Origin of the sequence: Novosphingobium sediminis (genome assembly GCF_007991615.1) — a bacterium.
Classification (GTDB): domain Bacteria; phylum Pseudomonadota; class Alphaproteobacteria; order Sphingomonadales; family Sphingomonadaceae; genus Novosphingobium; species Novosphingobium sediminis.
Genome location: NZ_BJYR01000010.1, coordinates 118,338 through 132,304, shown reverse-complemented (window position 1 = coordinate 132,304; position 13,967 = coordinate 118,338). Strand labels below are relative to the sequence as shown.

The window sequence follows — 13,967 nt, the reverse complement described above, 5'->3', positions numbered from 1 at the left end:
ATTACCTCCGTATATCTGTCAAAGGCTTGCTCGCACGGCGCGGCGGGGGCTGGCAAGCCCGGTCATTCGGTGAGGACGGGAAGACCATGCGCAGCGGCGTAGGCGGCGAAATCTCCACCCGGAACCGCCCTGAGGCCCAGCGGCGCGCGCCGGTTCGGAAGGTAGGCGGCGGCGCGCAGCGGGCCGCTGCGCGTGTGGACGACAAGGTTCGCGCGGCGATATTCACCGCGAGCAGGCCGGCGCGGATCGCAGTATTCCCAAGCATCGAACGCGGCGAGCACGGCACGCGGGATCGGTCGCAATCCGACATAGACCCAGCCGTAAACGCGCCCGGCGCCGGGCATCAGCACCGGATAGACACCAAGCGGATCGCGCCGGAGGAACAGCGCTCCGCGCACCCAGCCGCGGCGCGGCGGCCCGCCCAGCCTTGGCAGCAGGGTTTCGGTCAGCGTGTTGGAATGCTCGTGCGTCAACGTGCCGTAGAAGAACAGGCGGCGCGGGAGCATCATCGGCTCAGTGGTGGCAGGCCAGTGCCTCGACCACATCCTCGAGCCGCGCCGCATCGCCAACCGCGATGACATGACCATCGGAACCGGCATGGAGCGGTTCCCCGTTCCAGTCCGCCATGGTTCCGCCAGCGCCCTCGACGACAGGGACGAGCGCGGCCCAATCATGCAGCTTCAGGCCAGCTTCGCAGACCACGTCGAGGTGCCCCGAGGCGAGCATCGCGTAGTTGTAGCAATCGCCACCCATCACCATCCGCTTGTGATCAGTCTTGGCGGCGAGGCCCATGAAGTGCCCGCCATCGTGATCGTCGAAGTAATGAGGACCCGTGGTGGCGAGTGCGGCATCGGAAAGCTGCGCGCAGGCGCGGGTGCGGACGGCGTGGCCGTTTAGCGTGGTGGGCCGGCCGATCGCCCCGACCCAGCGTTCGCCCAGGATCGGCTGGTCGATAACGCCGATCACCGGAAAACCTTCGACCACAAGCGCGATGAGCGTGCCGAACAGCGGCCGGCCGGCGAGGAAGCCGGTGGTGCCGTCGATCGGATCGAGCACCCAACTGCGTCCCGACGAGCCGGGGGTGGAACCCATTTCCTCACCGATCACCGTATCATCCGGCACTTCGGCGGCAAGGATCGCACGCATGGCCTCTTCAGCCGCCCTGTCGGCCAGCGTGACCGGCGAGGCATCGGCCTTGCGGTCAGCGGAAAGGCCGCTGCGGAAGAACGGGCGGATGGCGGCCCCTGCGGCGTCGGCAAGGCGCTGGGCTAGGGCGATGTCGCGATCGAGGTCGGTATCCTTCATGCCGCAGCCATGGCCCTCGTCCGGGGGCATGGTCAAGGGCCCCGTCGTGTGCCGCTTTGGTCATGCCTTCGCGGGCGAACCACCTTGGCTAATGTGCGGGTTTGTGCTTATCGATAGTGATAATACGCACACCGGGGGGGCTCCGGGGTGGCTAGACCGTTCACCGGGAACGCGATTCCCGTTATGAACGGGCGGGGGGATATTGATGAGCCGGATGAGCAGACCTGCCGTTGACCCGGCCATCGCTTCGGGCGGTGCGGCAACGCGCGACGGTCAGCCGATCTCCTACAGCCGGGCCCCTGCGCGCGATCTGGCACCTTGGATCGCGCGGCTCTACGTCACGATCGTCGATACGCCCGAAGACCACGAAGTTTCCTGCGGCATCTTCAGCGACGCGGCGATGCTGCGTATCCAGTTGCGCGGCGAATGGACCGCGGAGACGGTGGAAGGCCGGCGCGAGATGGGCCGCGCCGCACTCTATTTCGGTCCGCAGACGCGGCGCATGCCGATCACCGTGCGCGGCAGCTTCACCAGCGTTGGCCTCTCGTTCCGCCCGGGCGCCTGCCACGCGCTGAGCGGGATCAAGCTCGATGCAATGTGTGACAAGCTGACCCCGCTCGAGACGATGGGGATGTGCCAGACCGAATGGATGAGCCTGTTTGACCAGGATGCCTCCGCCGAGGACTGGTGCACGGCGATGGAAGAGGCCATGCGCAGCATGATCGTCCGCAGCGGCGCGGCTGAACCTGATCGCGTCGCGGCTTCGGTCGAGGCGGCAGCCTTTACCAATCCGGAAATCACCGTCGCCCGGCTGGCGGAGCAGTGCGGCACCGCGCAGCGCCAGCTGGAGCGGCTCGTCCGCCGCGATTTCGGCATACCGCCGAAGCAGGTGCTGCGCCGCGCCCGCGCGCTCGACATGGCGAGCCATCTGCGCGGCGTGGCGGATCACGACGAGGCCGAGGCGCTGGCGCTGCGCTACTATGACCAGAGCCACCTGATCCGCGAGTTCACCGCGCTGTTCGGGATGAGCCCGCGCCAGTTCGTCGATTCGCCGCAGCCGTTGATGACGCTCTCGCTGGAAACGCGGCAGGCGCGGCGGCTCGAAATGCTCGCACGCATCGCACCGGGCGATATCAGGCCCTGGCAGTAGGCCCTTCGCGCCATTCGCCTTGGGCAAGGCCGTCCAGCGTCCATTCGCCGATCCGCCAGCGCACAAGCCGAAGTGTGGGATAGCCCGCCGCTGCCGTCATTCGGCGCACCTGCCGATTGCGGCCCTCGCGGATTGTCAGTTCGATCCAGCAATCGGGCACGCTCTTGCGGAAGCGGACGGGCGGATCGCGCGGCCAGAGCGCGGGCGGATCGATGCGGCGGGCCTCGGCGGGCAGCGTGGGCCCGTCCTTGAGCACGATCCCGCGCCGCAAGGGTTCCAGCGCCGCCTCATCCGGATCGCCTTCAACTTGCACGAGATAGGTCTTGGCGAGCTTGAAACGCGGATCGGCGATGCGGGCCTGCAGGCGGCCGTCATCGGTGAGCAGTACAAGCCCTTCGCTGTCATGATCCAGCCTGCCGGCGGGATAGACACCGGGGCGCTTGATGTAGTCGGCCAGCGTCGGGCGCGGCGGGCCATTCGGCTCGGCGCTGAACTGGCACAGAACGCCATAGGGCTTGTTGAACAGGATCAGCGCCATCGCGCCATCCATGGGCCGGGCCAGCGCGGGTGTCAAAACCGCGCGGTGACGAATTGCATGCAGCGCCGCACACGCTACTGTTGGCAGCGCGGCGGAACGACAAGATGATGGGAGACAGGCTCGATGGAAGCCTTGCGTACCGATGAAAGCCGATTCGAAGATCTGCCCGGCTATGACTTTGCGCCGCACTACATCGACAGCCTCAAGGGCTTTGAGGGGCTGCGTGTCCACTTCATCGATGAAGGGCCGCGAGACGCGCAGACGACGTTCCTGTGCCTGCACGGCCAGCCAAGCTGGAGCTACCTCTATCGCAAGATGATCCCGATCTTCGCGGACGCCGGCTGCCGGGTCATCGCGCCTGATCTGCTTGGCTTTGGCCGGTCAGACAAGCCGGTGGACGAGGAGGTATACACCTTCCACTTCCATCGCGGCATGCTGATGGCGTTCATCACTGCGATGGACCTGAACCGCATCACGCTCGTCTGCCAGGACTGGGGCGGCATCCTTGGGCTGACCATACCGCCCGACATGCCGGAGCGGTTCGAGCGGCTGCTGGTGATGAACACCGCGATCCCAACGGGGCGCTCGGCCGGACCCGGCTTCGATGCGTGGCGGGCCTACAATCGCAGCCAGCCGGACCTCGACATCCCAGCCCTGTTCAAACGGGCGCAAGTAGGACTAAGCGACGCCGAAGCCGCAGCATATGGTGCGCCCTACCCCGACGCCCGCTACAAATCGGGCGTGCGGCGCTTCCCCGAACTGGTGATGACTGACCCGGACATGGAAGGCGTCGCCGAAGCCAAACGCGCCGCGGCGTGGTGGCACGACGAATGGCGCGGGCCGACGTTCATGGCGGTGGGGATGATGGACCCGGTGCTCGGGCCAGATGTGATGGCGAACCTGCGTGCGACGATCCACGGCTGCCCGCCGCCGCTGGAAATCGCGGATGGCGGCCACTTCGTGCAGGAACGCGGGGATGTGATTGCCAAGGCCGCGCTGGAGGCGTTCGGCCTTTAGGGCATGTCCGGCCCACTCCCCCGTCAGGGAGAGGGCCGGAACCTCGCAAGACTTAGTCGAACAGGCTGGAGACCGAGCTTTCGTCGGCAATGCGGCGGATCGCTTCGCCGATGAGCGGCGCGATAGTGAGCACGCGAATGCGGTCGGAGGCCTGGGTCGCTTCGGTCGGCAGGATCGTGTCGGTGATCACGAGTTCCTTGAGCGCCGAATTGTTGACGCGCGCCACCGCGCCGCCCGAAAGGACACCGTGGCTGATATAGGCGGCAACGCCCTTGGCACCGCTATCGAGCAGGGCCTGCGCGGCGTTGCACAGCGTGCCGCCCGAATCGATGATATCGTCGATCAGGATGCACATGCGACCGGAAACGTCGCCGATGATGTTCATCACTTCGCTCTGGCCCGGGCGGTCACGCCGCTTGTCGACGATGGCGAGAGGGGCGTTGTCGAGCCGCTTGGCCAGCGCGCGGGCGCGCACCACACCGCCGACGTCGGGCGAGACGACCATGAGATCCTGACCGCCGTAGCGCGTCTGGATATCCGCGGCCATGACCGGCGCGGCGAAGAGGTTGTCGGTCGGGATATCGAAGAAGCCCTGGATCTGCCCGGCGTGGAGATCGACCGCGAGCACGCGATCGGCACCTGCGGTGGTGATCAGGTTGGCGACAAGCTTGGCCGAGATCGGCGTGCGCGGGCCGGGTTTGCGGTCCTGCCGGGCATAGCCGAAATAGGGGATGACCGCCGTGATCCGCTTGGCCGAAGCGCGGCGCAGCGCATCGGTGCAGATCAGCAGTTCCATCAGATTGTCGTTCGCCGGGTAACCAGTCGACTGGACGATGAACACGTCCTCACCGCGCACGTTCTCGTGGATCTCGACGAAGACTTCCTCGTCGGCAAAGCGGCGGACCGAAGCTTCGGTCAGCGGCAGTTCGAGATAGGCGGCAATGGCGCGGGCCAGCGGCAGGTTGCCGTTGCCGGACATGATCTTCATGGGCTTCCCGAGTCCCTCGAGTCTTGGTGATCGCTGGGGCCTTAGCCCAAGATGACAGCATTGCAACGTTCAGACACATGGTTTTGCACCAAGGCCGCCCCTGCACCATTGGATATCCTTGAACTCGCCCGCCAATGCCGCCTAGGGTCTCCGCCATGCCCGAGACACTCATCATCACGCTTGCCCAGCTCAACCAGAAGGTTGGCGATCTTGCCGCCAACGCAGCCGCAATGCTCGCGGTGCGCGAGCGGGCGGAAGGCAGCGACCTCATCGTCTATCCAGAGCTGCAGCTGATCGGCTACCCGCCGGAAGATCTGATCCAGAAACCGGCGCTGATCGAACGTGCCGCGATTGCGCTCGACGCGCTGGCGGCGGCGACGGCCGATGGCGGGCCGGCGATGCTGGTCGGCTCGGTGTTCGTGCGGGACGGGGCGCTGCACAACGGCGTGGCGCTGCTCGATCAGGGCAAGGTTGCCGCGGTGCGGTTCAAGGTGGAACTGCCCAACTACGGCACCTTCGACGAGAAGCGCTATTTTCTGCCCGGCCCGCTGCCGGAACCGGTCCCGTTCCGCGGGGCGATGCTGGGCCTGCCGATCTGCGAGGACATCTGGCATGCGCCGGTCTGCCGCCATCTTGCCGAGCAGGGTGCGGAGATCTTCATCTGCATCAACGGCAGCCCCTACGAGATCGACAAGGACGAGCTGCGGATCGAAGGTGTGGCCAAGCGCCGCGCGATCGATACGGGCATTCCGCTGGTGTTCGTGAACAGGGTTGGCGGGCAGGACGAAGTGGTTTTCGACGGGGCGAGCTTCGTTGTCGGCCCCGAAGGTGCGCTGTGGACGCAGCTGCCTGACTGGGAAGAGGCGATCGTCGATACGGTGTGGGAAAAGTCCGGCAGCCGCTGGCGCTGCCAGCCGGGCGTGGTCTGCGAACTCGCCGAGCATCCCGAGGACATCTACTGCGCGATGGTGCTCGCCCTGCGCGACTATGTGAACACCAACCGCTTCCCCGGCGTGGTGCTGGGGCTTTCGGGCGGCATCGATTCGGCGATCTGCGCGGCTATTGCGGTCGATGCACTCGGGCCGGAGCGGGTGTGGTGCGTGATGATGCCGAGCGCCTATACCAGCGCCGAGAGCCTTGAAGACGCCGAGGCCTGCGCGAAGATGCTGGGCGTGCGGCTCGATACGATCCCGATCGTGCCGGCGGTGGATGCTTTTGCCGAAATGCTGGCGCCGACGTTTGAGGGGCGCTCTCCCGATCTCACGGAGGAGAACCTGCAATCGCGCATCCGCGGCACGACCTTGATGGCGCTTTCCAACAAGTTCGGGCCGATGCTGGTGACGACCGGGAACAAGAGCGAGATGAGCGTGGGCTACGCGACGATCTATGGCGACATGAACGGCGGCTACAACCCGCTGAAGGACGCCTACAAGACGACCGTTTTCGCGATCTCGCGCTGGCGCAATGCGGCGCGGCCGAAGATCGGGCTGGGACCGGAAGGCATGGTGATGCCGGAGCGGATCATCACCAAGCCGCCGAGCGCAGAGCTGCGCCCGGACCAGAAGGATTCGGACTCGCTGCCCGATTACGCGGTGCTCGACAGCATCCTGCTCGGGCTGGTGGAGCACGAGAAGAGCGTCGACCAGCTGGTCGCCGAAGGCTTCGACCATGCCACCGTCGCGCGGATCGAGCGGCTGCTCAACGTGGCGGAATACAAGCGGCGGCAGGCCCCACCGGGGGTCAAGCTGGGCATGCGCAACTTCGGACGCGACCGGCGCTATCCGATCACGCACGGGTTCCGCACCGCCTGAGGCTTGTTGCGAACGATTCGCATTGACGTGAGGCCGGCGCTTGCTAAGTTGCGAATCACTCGCAACAAGATAGGCCCTGCCATGACCGCGTTGACCCGGTTCGCCCATACCATCACTGCGCTTGCGCAGCCCCCTGTCCTGCACACGCAGAGCGCGGCGGCGCAGGATCTTGTCCATGCGGTGAGGCTTTGCGCGATTGCCGCGCGGGACCGCAGCGATCCCCTTCCCGCGCTGGCGCTGCGGCTGTGCAATTGCGAGGCAGCCTGCGCGGTGCATGATTTCGTTCAAGCCATGGTGCGGGCGTGGCCGGAGCCGTTCGTGGTCGGGCGCGCCTGCTGCCAGCGGCTTTCGCCGGATGAGGCGACGCTGGCTACGCTCACCGAAGCCGGGCGGGGGCGCGACCGCAGCGCGTTTGGCGAGGCGATTGCCGGGCTGGTCCGTGCTGATCGCCATGAGCCGCTGTGGGATGCGATGACCCATGCCCTTATGCTGATGGGCTGATGCTGGTGTGCTAAGCTTGTCGGCCAACTTCCGGCCGCTATAGGCGGGAGCATGACTGTCACCACGCGCTTTGCCCCCTCGCCCACCGGAACGCTCCATGTCGGCAATATCCGCACGGCGCTGCACAACTGGCTGCTGGCGAAAAAGAACGGCGGGCGCTTCCTGCTGCGCATCGACGATACCGATGTGGCGCGCAGCCGCGAAGAGCATGTCGAGGCGATCCGCGCCGATCTGGCGTGGCTGGGGCTGCACCCGGAGCGCGAGGAGCGGCAGTCGGCGCGCTTTGCGATCTACGAGGCGGCGTTCGAAACGCTGATCGCTGCGGGGCGGCTCTATCGCTGCTATGAGACTGCGCAGGAACTGGACCTCAAGCGCAAGGTGCTGCTGGGGCGCGGTCTGCCACCGATCTACGACCGTGCCGCCTTGAACCTTACCGAGGCGGACCATGCGGCCAAGGAGGCAGCGGGGGAGCAACCGCACTGGCGCTTCCTGCTCGATCACGAGGCGCCGATTGAATGGGTGGACGGCATTCGCGGGCCGCAGCACTTCGATGCGCGGCAGATGTCGGACCCGGTGGTGCGCCGTGCGGACGGCTCGTGGCTCTACATGCTGCCTTCGGTGATCGACGATATCCAGATGGGCGTGACCGACGTGCTGCGCGGCGAGGACCACGTTTCCAACACCGCGACGCAGGTGCAGATGTTCACTGCGCTGGGGGTATCGGCCCCGCGATTTGCGCACGAGGCACTGCTGACGGGTGCCGAGGGCAAGCTTTCAAAGCGGCTCGGCTCGCTGGGCGTTTCCGAAATGCGCGAGCAGGGGATCGAGCCCGAGGCGCTGCTCGCACTGCTGGCGCGGCTGGGCACGAGCGATCCGGTCGACCCCGCGCTCGATGCGGATGCGCTGGCGGAGAGCTTTGACCTTGCGCACTTCGGACGGGCGCCGGCGCGGTTCGATGATGCGGAACTGGCGCGGGTCAATGCTTCGGTGATCCACCGGCTGCCATTCGCGCATGTGGCCGCGCGGCTGCCCGAGGGCATGGGCGAGGCAGCATGGGATGCGATCCGGCCCAACCTGAGCACTGTGGCCGAGGCGGCGGACTGGTGGCAGGTCGTGACTGGGCCGATTGCAACGCCGGAGTTCGACGCCGAGACGCGGGAGTTTCTGAATCAGGCGGTTGTGGTGGCGGCCGGGCTTGATTGGGCTGGCGATCCGTGGGGGGCACTGACGGGGGCGCTCAAGGATGCGACAGGGCGCAAGGGCAAAGCGCTGTTTCTGCCGCTGCGGCAGGCGCTGACGGGCATGGACCATGGGCCGGATATGAAAGCGCTGTTGCCGCTGATCGGGCGGGATGAGGCGGTTCGGCGGTTGGGGTGAAATTACCCCCCCGTCAGCGCTTCGCGCTGCCACCTCCCCATTTGTGCTGCGCAAAAATGGAGAGGAATTATGCCCGTCCGGTCTGGCTGACGAGGTGCGATGGGTCGATGCCCTCGGCACGCCAGGTGGCGGCCCAGCGGGCCGCGACCGAGGTTTCGAACAGGATGTCGCTGCGACCTTGCGCCGCATACCAGCCGTGCTGGCGCATCTCGCCCTCGAGTTGGCCTGCGCCCCAGCCGGCATAACCGAGTGCGACGAGCCATTTCGATGGGCCGCGCCCCTCGGCGATCGCCCGCAGCACGTCCATCGAGGCGGAGAGCGCGCAGAGCGGGCTCACCTCGACCGAGCCGCTGCCGCCCCAATCGGTGCTGTGGAGCACGAACCCGCGCGAGGTTTCGACCGGACCGCCATTGAGCACCGGGCCATCGGGCGCCGCTCCGGGATCGATGCCGACATCGGCAAGCAGGCTGTGCAGGGTCACGCCTTCACGCACGCTGCCGACACCGATGCCGAGCGCGCCGTGTTCATCGTGCACGCACATCGCGATAACGGCGCGTTCGAAGCGTGTGTCGCCCATGCCCGGCATGGCGAGGAGGATGCGGCCGGCGAGATACTCCGGCTCGGTCATGCCGCAGCGGCCTTGCTGCGGCGATCCTCCGCCGCTTCGATCAGGCGCTTTTCGATCGCGCGCATGCGGGTATCGGCCTCGATCTTTTCGCCGAGCAGATCGGTGACGTAGAAGGTATCGACCGCGCGCTCGCCATAAGTGGCGATGTGGGCGGAGTGGACGACCAGCCGCGCTTCGAACAACGCGCGCGCCAGCTGGCTTAGCAGCGCCGGGCGGTCGCGTGCGCCGACCTCGATCACGGTGAAGCGGTTGGACGCCTTGTTGTCGAAGATGACGATGGGTTCGACTTCGAAGGCATCGGCGCGCGGGCGGGCTGAGGGACGCGCGGCAAGTTGGGGAAGAAGCTTGACCCGGTTGGCCAGCGCATCGGCAATCGCGGTCTTGAGCCGGGCGATCTGCGCGGGTTCGTTGAGCGGACGGCCGAGCGGATCCTGCACGAGGAAGTTATCGACCGCGAGACCGTTGCGCGCGGTGTGGATGCGCGCGTCGATGATATTGCCGCCCGCAAGGTGGATGCCCCCGGCGATGCGGTAGAACAGGCCGGGGTGGTCCGCGGCAAGCACGGTCACGAGCGTGGCGCCGCGCGCGGGGTACCAATGCGCTTCGACCGTGAGCGGCTCGTCGAGCGAGAGGTCCATCTGCTGGAGATTGAGCGCGATGATGTCCTCGGGCTCGGCGATCCAGTAGGCATCGCCAAGCTGCTTGCCGACGGTGCCGATCAGCGCATCGCGTTCCTTGAGCAGCGCGGCGACGGCCTTCTTCTTTGCAGCGATGCGTTCGGCGCGGCCATATTGCTTGTGGCCGAGGCGGAGGACTTCCTCCGCCGAAGTGAACAGATCGCCGAGCAGCTGGCGCTTCCACGAGTTCCAGATGCCGGGGCCGACGGCGCGGATATCGACGATGGTGAGAATGAGGAGCAGGCGCAGCCGCTCCTGGCTTTGGACGCGCCCGGCAAAGTCGGCGATGGTCTTGTAGTCGGCAAGATCGCGCTTGAAGGCGGTGGCGCTCATCAGGAGATGCCAACGCACCAGCCATGCGACAAGTTCAGTCTCCGCCGGCGACATGCCGAGCCGGGGGCAGAGCTTCATCGCGATTTCGGCGCCGAGGATCGAGTGATCTCCGCGCCGCCCCTTGGCAATGTCATGAAGCAGAGTTGCGACATAGAGGACCCGGCGCGAGGCGACCTTGGAAATGACCTCGGTCGCCATCGGGTGGTGTTCGGTCTCTTCGCCCTTTTCGATGCGCGAGAGCAGGCCGATGGCACGGATGGTGTGCTCGTCCACCGTGTAGTGGTGGTACATATCGAACTGCATCTGCGCGACGACGCGGCCGAAATCGGGCACAAAACGGCCGAAGATGCCTGCCTCGCTCATCCAGCGCAGCGCCGTTTCGGGATCGTTGCGGCTCGTGAGCAGTTCCATGAACATTGTATTGGCGCGCGGATCGCGGCGGACCGATGCGTCGATCAGGCCAGAATCGCGGCGCGCAAGGCGCATCGCCTCAGGGTGGATTTCAAGCCCTTCGCGATCGGCAACGAGAAATATCTCGATCAGACGAACGGGGTCCGTCCGGAAGAAATCGTCGCCATCGGCACCAAGCTTTTCGGCCTGGATCGGGAACGCGCCGATCTTGCGCTTGCGGCGGCCGCGCAGCGCGGCAAAGAAACCGATGCGGGTCTTGGCGAACTGCTCATCGAGCTGGGCGAGGAACATGCCCGTGAGCGACCCGACCTGCGTCGCCTGCAGGAAAAAGTACTGCATGAAGCGCTCGACCGCGCTCTTGCCCGGGCGGTCGGCGAAGTTCATGCGCAGCGCGACTTCGCGCTGGAGATCGAAGGTGAGCCGGTCCTCGGCGCGGCCCGTCACGGCGTGGAGGTGGCAGCGCACCGACCAGAAGAAGCTCTCGGCGCGGCGAAAGGCGCGATATTCGGCTGCCGTCAGCAGGCCGACCTCGACCAGTTCGCTGGGATCGCGAACCTTGTGGATGTATTTGCCAATCCAGTAGAGCGTGTGCAGATCGCGCAGGCCGCCCTTGCCTTCCTTCACGTTGGGTTCGACGACATAGCGGCTGTCGCCCAGCTTCTTGTGCCGTTCATTCCGCTCGGCGAGCTTCTCCGCAACGAACTGGCGTTCGGTGCCTGTGACGACTTCGGCCCAGAAACGGCGCGCGCTTTCATCATAGAGCGCGCGGTCACCCCAGACGTAGCGGCCTTCGAGGAGCGCGGTGCGGATGGTGAGATCGCTGCGCGCCATGCGCACCATCTCGTCGAGCGAGCGGCTGGACTGGCCGACCTTGAGTCCGAGATCCCAGAAGAAATAGAGCATCGCCTCGATCACCTGCTCGCACCATGAGGTGGGCTTGGTGGGAGTGAGGAAGGCGATGTCGACGTCGGAATGAGGCGCCATCTCGCCGCGCCCGTAGCCGCCGACAGCGATCAGCGCGATGCGTTCGCCGGTCGAGCGGTTGCTGGCGCGGTAGACGTGGCCGACGACGTGATCGTGGATCACGCGGACCAGCTGGTCGATCAGGAAGGCCTGCCCCTGCGCGCATTCGGTGCCGTGCGAGGGCTTCTCGCGCAAGCGGCGGGCGAGTTCCTCGCGCCCCTTGGCGAGCGCCTCGCGCAGCAACTCGACAATCGCGGGCCGGGCCTTTTCGCCCTGCGCCGCGACTTGATCAGCAATTGCATCGGCAAGCGCCCGGCGATCGATGATGGCACGCTGGTTGGGAATCCGGGGGGTGATCATACCCCTCTTCCTTATCGCATCAGGACTTGCGCGTCTCTTGCCATTGCGACCCGTAGCGCTGCTTGAGGGTGCGTTTGTCCACTTTTTCGGTGCCGAGGCGGGGCAGCGCTTCGTGTTCCTCCCAGAACTGCACGGGGATCTTGAAGGCCGCGATATGGCTCGCGAGGAAACCGCGCAGATCTTCGGCGGTTACCGTGCATCCCTCCTTGGCGAGGTATACCGCCACGGGGACTTCGCCGTAGAGTTCGTCGGGCAGGCCGAACACGCTGGCCTCGGCGACGCCGGGGTGCGCGTAGATCGCGTTCTCCACCTCGATGCAGGCGATGTTCTCGCCGCCGCGGATGATGATGTCCTTCTTGCGATCGACGATGAAAAGGTAGCCCTCCGGATCGAGATAACCGAGATCGCCGGTGCGAAAGTAGCCATCGGGCATGATCGCCGCGCGCGTGGCTTCGGGATTGTCCCAATAACCGAGGAAGTTGGCGACGCTGCGGATCGAGACTTCGCCGAGCTGACCCTGCGGGACCGGATTGCCGTCATCGTCGAGGATCGCGAGATCGACCAGCGGGCGCGACGGGGTGCCGGTGCTGCCCGGCTTGGCGATGTAGTTCTCGTTGAAGTTGCCGCAGCCGACACCGTTGGTCTCGGTGAGGCCGTAGCCGAGGATCGGGAAGGCATGCGGCAGCGCCTTGCGGATACGATCGACGTGCTCGACCGGGCGCGGCGCGCCGCCGGCCGCGAAAGTGACGCAGGTCGAGAGATCGTACTTGTCGTGATCCGGGTGGGTGGCGATCTCGTAGCTCATCAGCGGGACGCCGACGAAGTAGGTGACCCTCTCACGCTCGATGAGCTTCATTGCGGTGACCGCGTCCCACTTGGGCATGAGCACCAGCTTGCGCCCGAGCGCATAGGACTGGAGCATCAGCGGGACTTCGCCGGTGACGTGGAACAGCGGCACGTTGACGAGCGCGATGGGCTGCGAATCTGCCGGAGGGGCTTCGCCGCGCGCAGTCATCAGGCCGAGGACCATGACGCTCTGCGCGAGGTAGCTGTAGGTGCCCTGCACCACGCCGCGGTGATCGGAGTATGCGCCCTTGGAGACGCCCGTCGAGCCTGAAGTAAACAGGATCGTGGCGAGATCGTCCGGCCCGACCTCGTGCAGCGGTGTGGAGGCATCACCGCCCTTGGCGGTGAGCGCGGCAAGGCCTTCCGCAGGGTGGCAATCGTGGAGCAGCGGGATGATCTCCGCGCCGTGCGTGATACCGGTGAGGCGTTCGGCGCGCTGGCGATCGGCGATGATCATGCGGCAGCCGACCATGTCAATGCCGTGGGCCATTTCCTCACCCTGCCACCATCCGTTGATCAGGACAGCGCAGCCACCGGCCATCAGCACGGCCATGTAGGCAACGATCCAGTTGGCCGAATTGCGCGCGGCGAGGCCGACGCGGTCACCCTTCTGGAGACCATGGCTTTCGATCAGACCGCCAGCGGCAATTCGCGCAGCTTCGAGCGTCTGGGCAAAGGTGAGACGGACATCGCCATCCACGATGAATTCGCGCGCGCCGTGGAACGTGCAGAACTGCGTGAAATAGGCGCCGAGCGTGGGAGGCGCCGCAGCAATCATCGGGAGGTCGCGATCAAAGGCACGGAAGGGCGTGGTTGCGAGCATGCCGCCGGGGGCGGTCAGCCCGTCCATCACTTGGGCAAGATCCCGATCAAGTTGGGTCAGCATGGGTATTTGATCACTCCTCTCCGCCCCATTTCGCCTGCTTTCCTGCAAAAGCTGCGGCGTTGGGGTTTAACCTGTTATTCGGTTTGCCTCCCGGGTTTGCCCTGTGCCAGAAGGCCGCGCAAGGCTGCGTCGCTCGCGGCACAAAACAAAACCATTCTGTTACAAACCCCATTGTT

General features: G+C 66.0%; 12 protein-coding genes. 5 read left to right on the top strand and 7 right to left on the bottom strand.

Annotated elements, in window-relative coordinates; genetic code table 11:
- Positions 1 to 62: 62 nt before the first annotated feature.
- Complete coding sequence (locus NSE01_RS07965; protein ID WP_170233787.1) at positions 63 to 506, bottom strand: gamma-glutamylcyclotransferase family protein; 444 nt, start codon at positions 504 to 506, stop codon at positions 63 to 65.
- 7 nt (positions 507 to 513) lie between these two features.
- Complete coding sequence (locus tag NSE01_RS07960) at positions 514 to 1,335, bottom strand: inositol monophosphatase family protein (RefSeq protein ID WP_246135099.1); 822 nt, start codon at positions 1,333 to 1,335, stop codon at positions 514 to 516.
- A gap of 175 nt (positions 1,336 to 1,510) precedes the next feature.
- Here NSE01_RS07960 and NSE01_RS07955 point away from each other — a divergent pair, with 175 nt between their 5' ends.
- A complete protein-coding gene (locus NSE01_RS07955; RefSeq protein WP_147159060.1) occupies positions 1,511 to 2,455 on the top strand; it encodes a helix-turn-helix transcriptional regulator in 945 nt (314 codons plus the stop codon).
- On the opposite strand, the gene NSE01_RS07950 is transcribed toward NSE01_RS07955, so the two are convergent.
- Positions 2,439 to 2,993: a pseudouridine synthase gene (locus NSE01_RS07950; RefSeq protein ID WP_147159059.1), complete on the bottom strand. Its 555-nt coding sequence runs from the start codon at positions 2,991 to 2,993 to the stop codon at positions 2,439 to 2,441. The genes NSE01_RS07955 and NSE01_RS07950 overlap by 17 nt on opposite strands.
- Positions 2,994 to 3,116: 123 nt before the next feature.
- On the opposite strand from NSE01_RS07950, the gene NSE01_RS07945 reads away from it, so the two are divergent.
- Positions 3,117 to 4,010, top strand: a complete 894-nt coding sequence (locus NSE01_RS07945; RefSeq protein ID WP_147159058.1) for a haloalkane dehalogenase — start codon at positions 3,117 to 3,119, stop codon at positions 4,008 to 4,010.
- A 52-nt stretch (positions 4,011 to 4,062) separates the two neighbouring features.
- Here the strand turns inward: NSE01_RS07945 and NSE01_RS07940 are convergent, their stop codons facing one another.
- The gene (locus NSE01_RS07940; protein ID WP_147159057.1) at positions 4,063 to 4,998 is read right to left on the bottom strand and encodes a ribose-phosphate pyrophosphokinase; all 936 of its coding nucleotides are present in this window, start codon (positions 4,996 to 4,998) and stop codon (positions 4,063 to 4,065) included.
- 155 nt (positions 4,999 to 5,153) lie between these two features.
- On the opposite strand from NSE01_RS07940, the gene NSE01_RS07935 reads away from it, so the two are divergent.
- From NSE01_RS07935 to gltX, 3 genes are all read left to right on the top strand, one after another.
- Positions 5,154 to 6,809 (top strand): NAD+ synthase, encoded by a 1,656-nt coding sequence (locus NSE01_RS07935; RefSeq protein ID WP_147159056.1) that lies wholly within the window; start codon positions 5,154 to 5,156, stop codon positions 6,807 to 6,809.
- Between the two features lie 81 nt (positions 6,810 to 6,890).
- The gene (locus NSE01_RS07930; protein ID WP_147159055.1) at positions 6,891 to 7,310 is read left to right on the top strand and encodes a hypothetical protein; all 420 of its coding nucleotides are present in this window, start codon (positions 6,891 to 6,893) and stop codon (positions 7,308 to 7,310) included.
- Between the two features lie 51 nt (positions 7,311 to 7,361).
- Positions 7,362 to 8,687: a glutamate--tRNA ligase gene (gene gltX / locus NSE01_RS07925; RefSeq protein WP_147159054.1), complete on the top strand. Its 1,326-nt coding sequence runs from the start codon at positions 7,362 to 7,364 to the stop codon at positions 8,685 to 8,687.
- A gap of 67 nt (positions 8,688 to 8,754) precedes the next feature.
- Here gltX and NSE01_RS07920 read toward each other — a convergent pair whose 3' ends face one another.
- From NSE01_RS07920 to NSE01_RS07910, 3 genes are read right to left on the bottom strand one after another with little or no spacing between them, the layout of a single operon-like run.
- Positions 8,755 to 9,315: a YqgE/AlgH family protein gene (locus tag NSE01_RS07920; RefSeq protein ID WP_147159053.1), complete on the bottom strand. Its 561-nt coding sequence runs from the start codon at positions 9,313 to 9,315 to the stop codon at positions 8,755 to 8,757.
- The gene (locus tag NSE01_RS07915; protein WP_147159052.1) at positions 9,312 to 12,059 is read right to left on the bottom strand and encodes a [protein-PII] uridylyltransferase; all 2,748 of its coding nucleotides are present in this window, start codon (positions 12,057 to 12,059) and stop codon (positions 9,312 to 9,314) included. The genes NSE01_RS07920 and NSE01_RS07915 overlap by 4 nt, the downstream gene beginning before the upstream one ends.
- A gap of 19 nt (positions 12,060 to 12,078) precedes the next feature.
- Positions 12,079 to 13,791 carry a class I adenylate-forming enzyme family protein gene (locus NSE01_RS07910; RefSeq protein WP_147159051.1) on the bottom strand — a complete coding sequence of 571 codons (1,713 nt, stop codon included), beginning with the start codon at positions 13,789 to 13,791 and terminating at the stop codon, positions 12,079 to 12,081.
- Between the last annotated feature and the right edge of the window lie 176 nt (positions 13,792 to 13,967).

What these genes read in the sequence shown, in the direction of transcription:
- NSE01_RS07965 (WP_170233787.1), bottom strand. Translation starts at nt 506, where the DNA reads ATGCTCCCGCGCCGCCTGTTCTTCTACGGCACGTTGACGCACGAGCAT.
- NSE01_RS07960 (WP_246135099.1), bottom strand. Translation starts at nt 1,335, where the DNA reads ATGCCCCCGGACGAGGGCCATGGCTGCGGCATGAAGGATACCGACCTC.
- NSE01_RS07955 (WP_147159060.1), top strand. Translation starts at nt 1,511, where the DNA reads ATGAGCCGGATGAGCAGACCTGCCGTTGACCCGGCCATCGCTTCGGGC.
- NSE01_RS07950 (WP_147159059.1), bottom strand. Translation starts at nt 2,993, where the DNA reads ATGGCGCTGATCCTGTTCAACAAGCCCTATGGCGTTCTGTGCCAGTTC.
- NSE01_RS07945 (WP_147159058.1), top strand. Translation starts at nt 3,117, where the DNA reads ATGGAAGCCTTGCGTACCGATGAAAGCCGATTCGAAGATCTGCCCGGC.
- NSE01_RS07940 (WP_147159057.1), bottom strand. Translation starts at nt 4,998, where the DNA reads ATGAAGATCATGTCCGGCAACGGCAACCTGCCGCTGGCCCGCGCCATT.
- NSE01_RS07935 (WP_147159056.1), top strand. Translation starts at nt 5,154, where the DNA reads ATGCCCGAGACACTCATCATCACGCTTGCCCAGCTCAACCAGAAGGTT.
- NSE01_RS07930 (WP_147159055.1), top strand. Translation starts at nt 6,891, where the DNA reads ATGACCGCGTTGACCCGGTTCGCCCATACCATCACTGCGCTTGCGCAG.
- gltX (WP_147159054.1), top strand. Translation starts at nt 7,362, where the DNA reads ATGACTGTCACCACGCGCTTTGCCCCCTCGCCCACCGGAACGCTCCAT.
- NSE01_RS07920 (WP_147159053.1), bottom strand. Translation starts at nt 9,315, where the DNA reads ATGACCGAGCCGGAGTATCTCGCCGGCCGCATCCTCCTCGCCATGCCG.
- NSE01_RS07915 (WP_147159052.1), bottom strand. Translation starts at nt 12,059, where the DNA reads ATGATCACCCCCCGGATTCCCAACCAGCGTGCCATCATCGATCGCCGG.
- NSE01_RS07910 (WP_147159051.1), bottom strand. Translation starts at nt 13,791, where the DNA reads ATGCTGACCCAACTTGATCGGGATCTTGCCCAAGTGATGGACGGGCTG.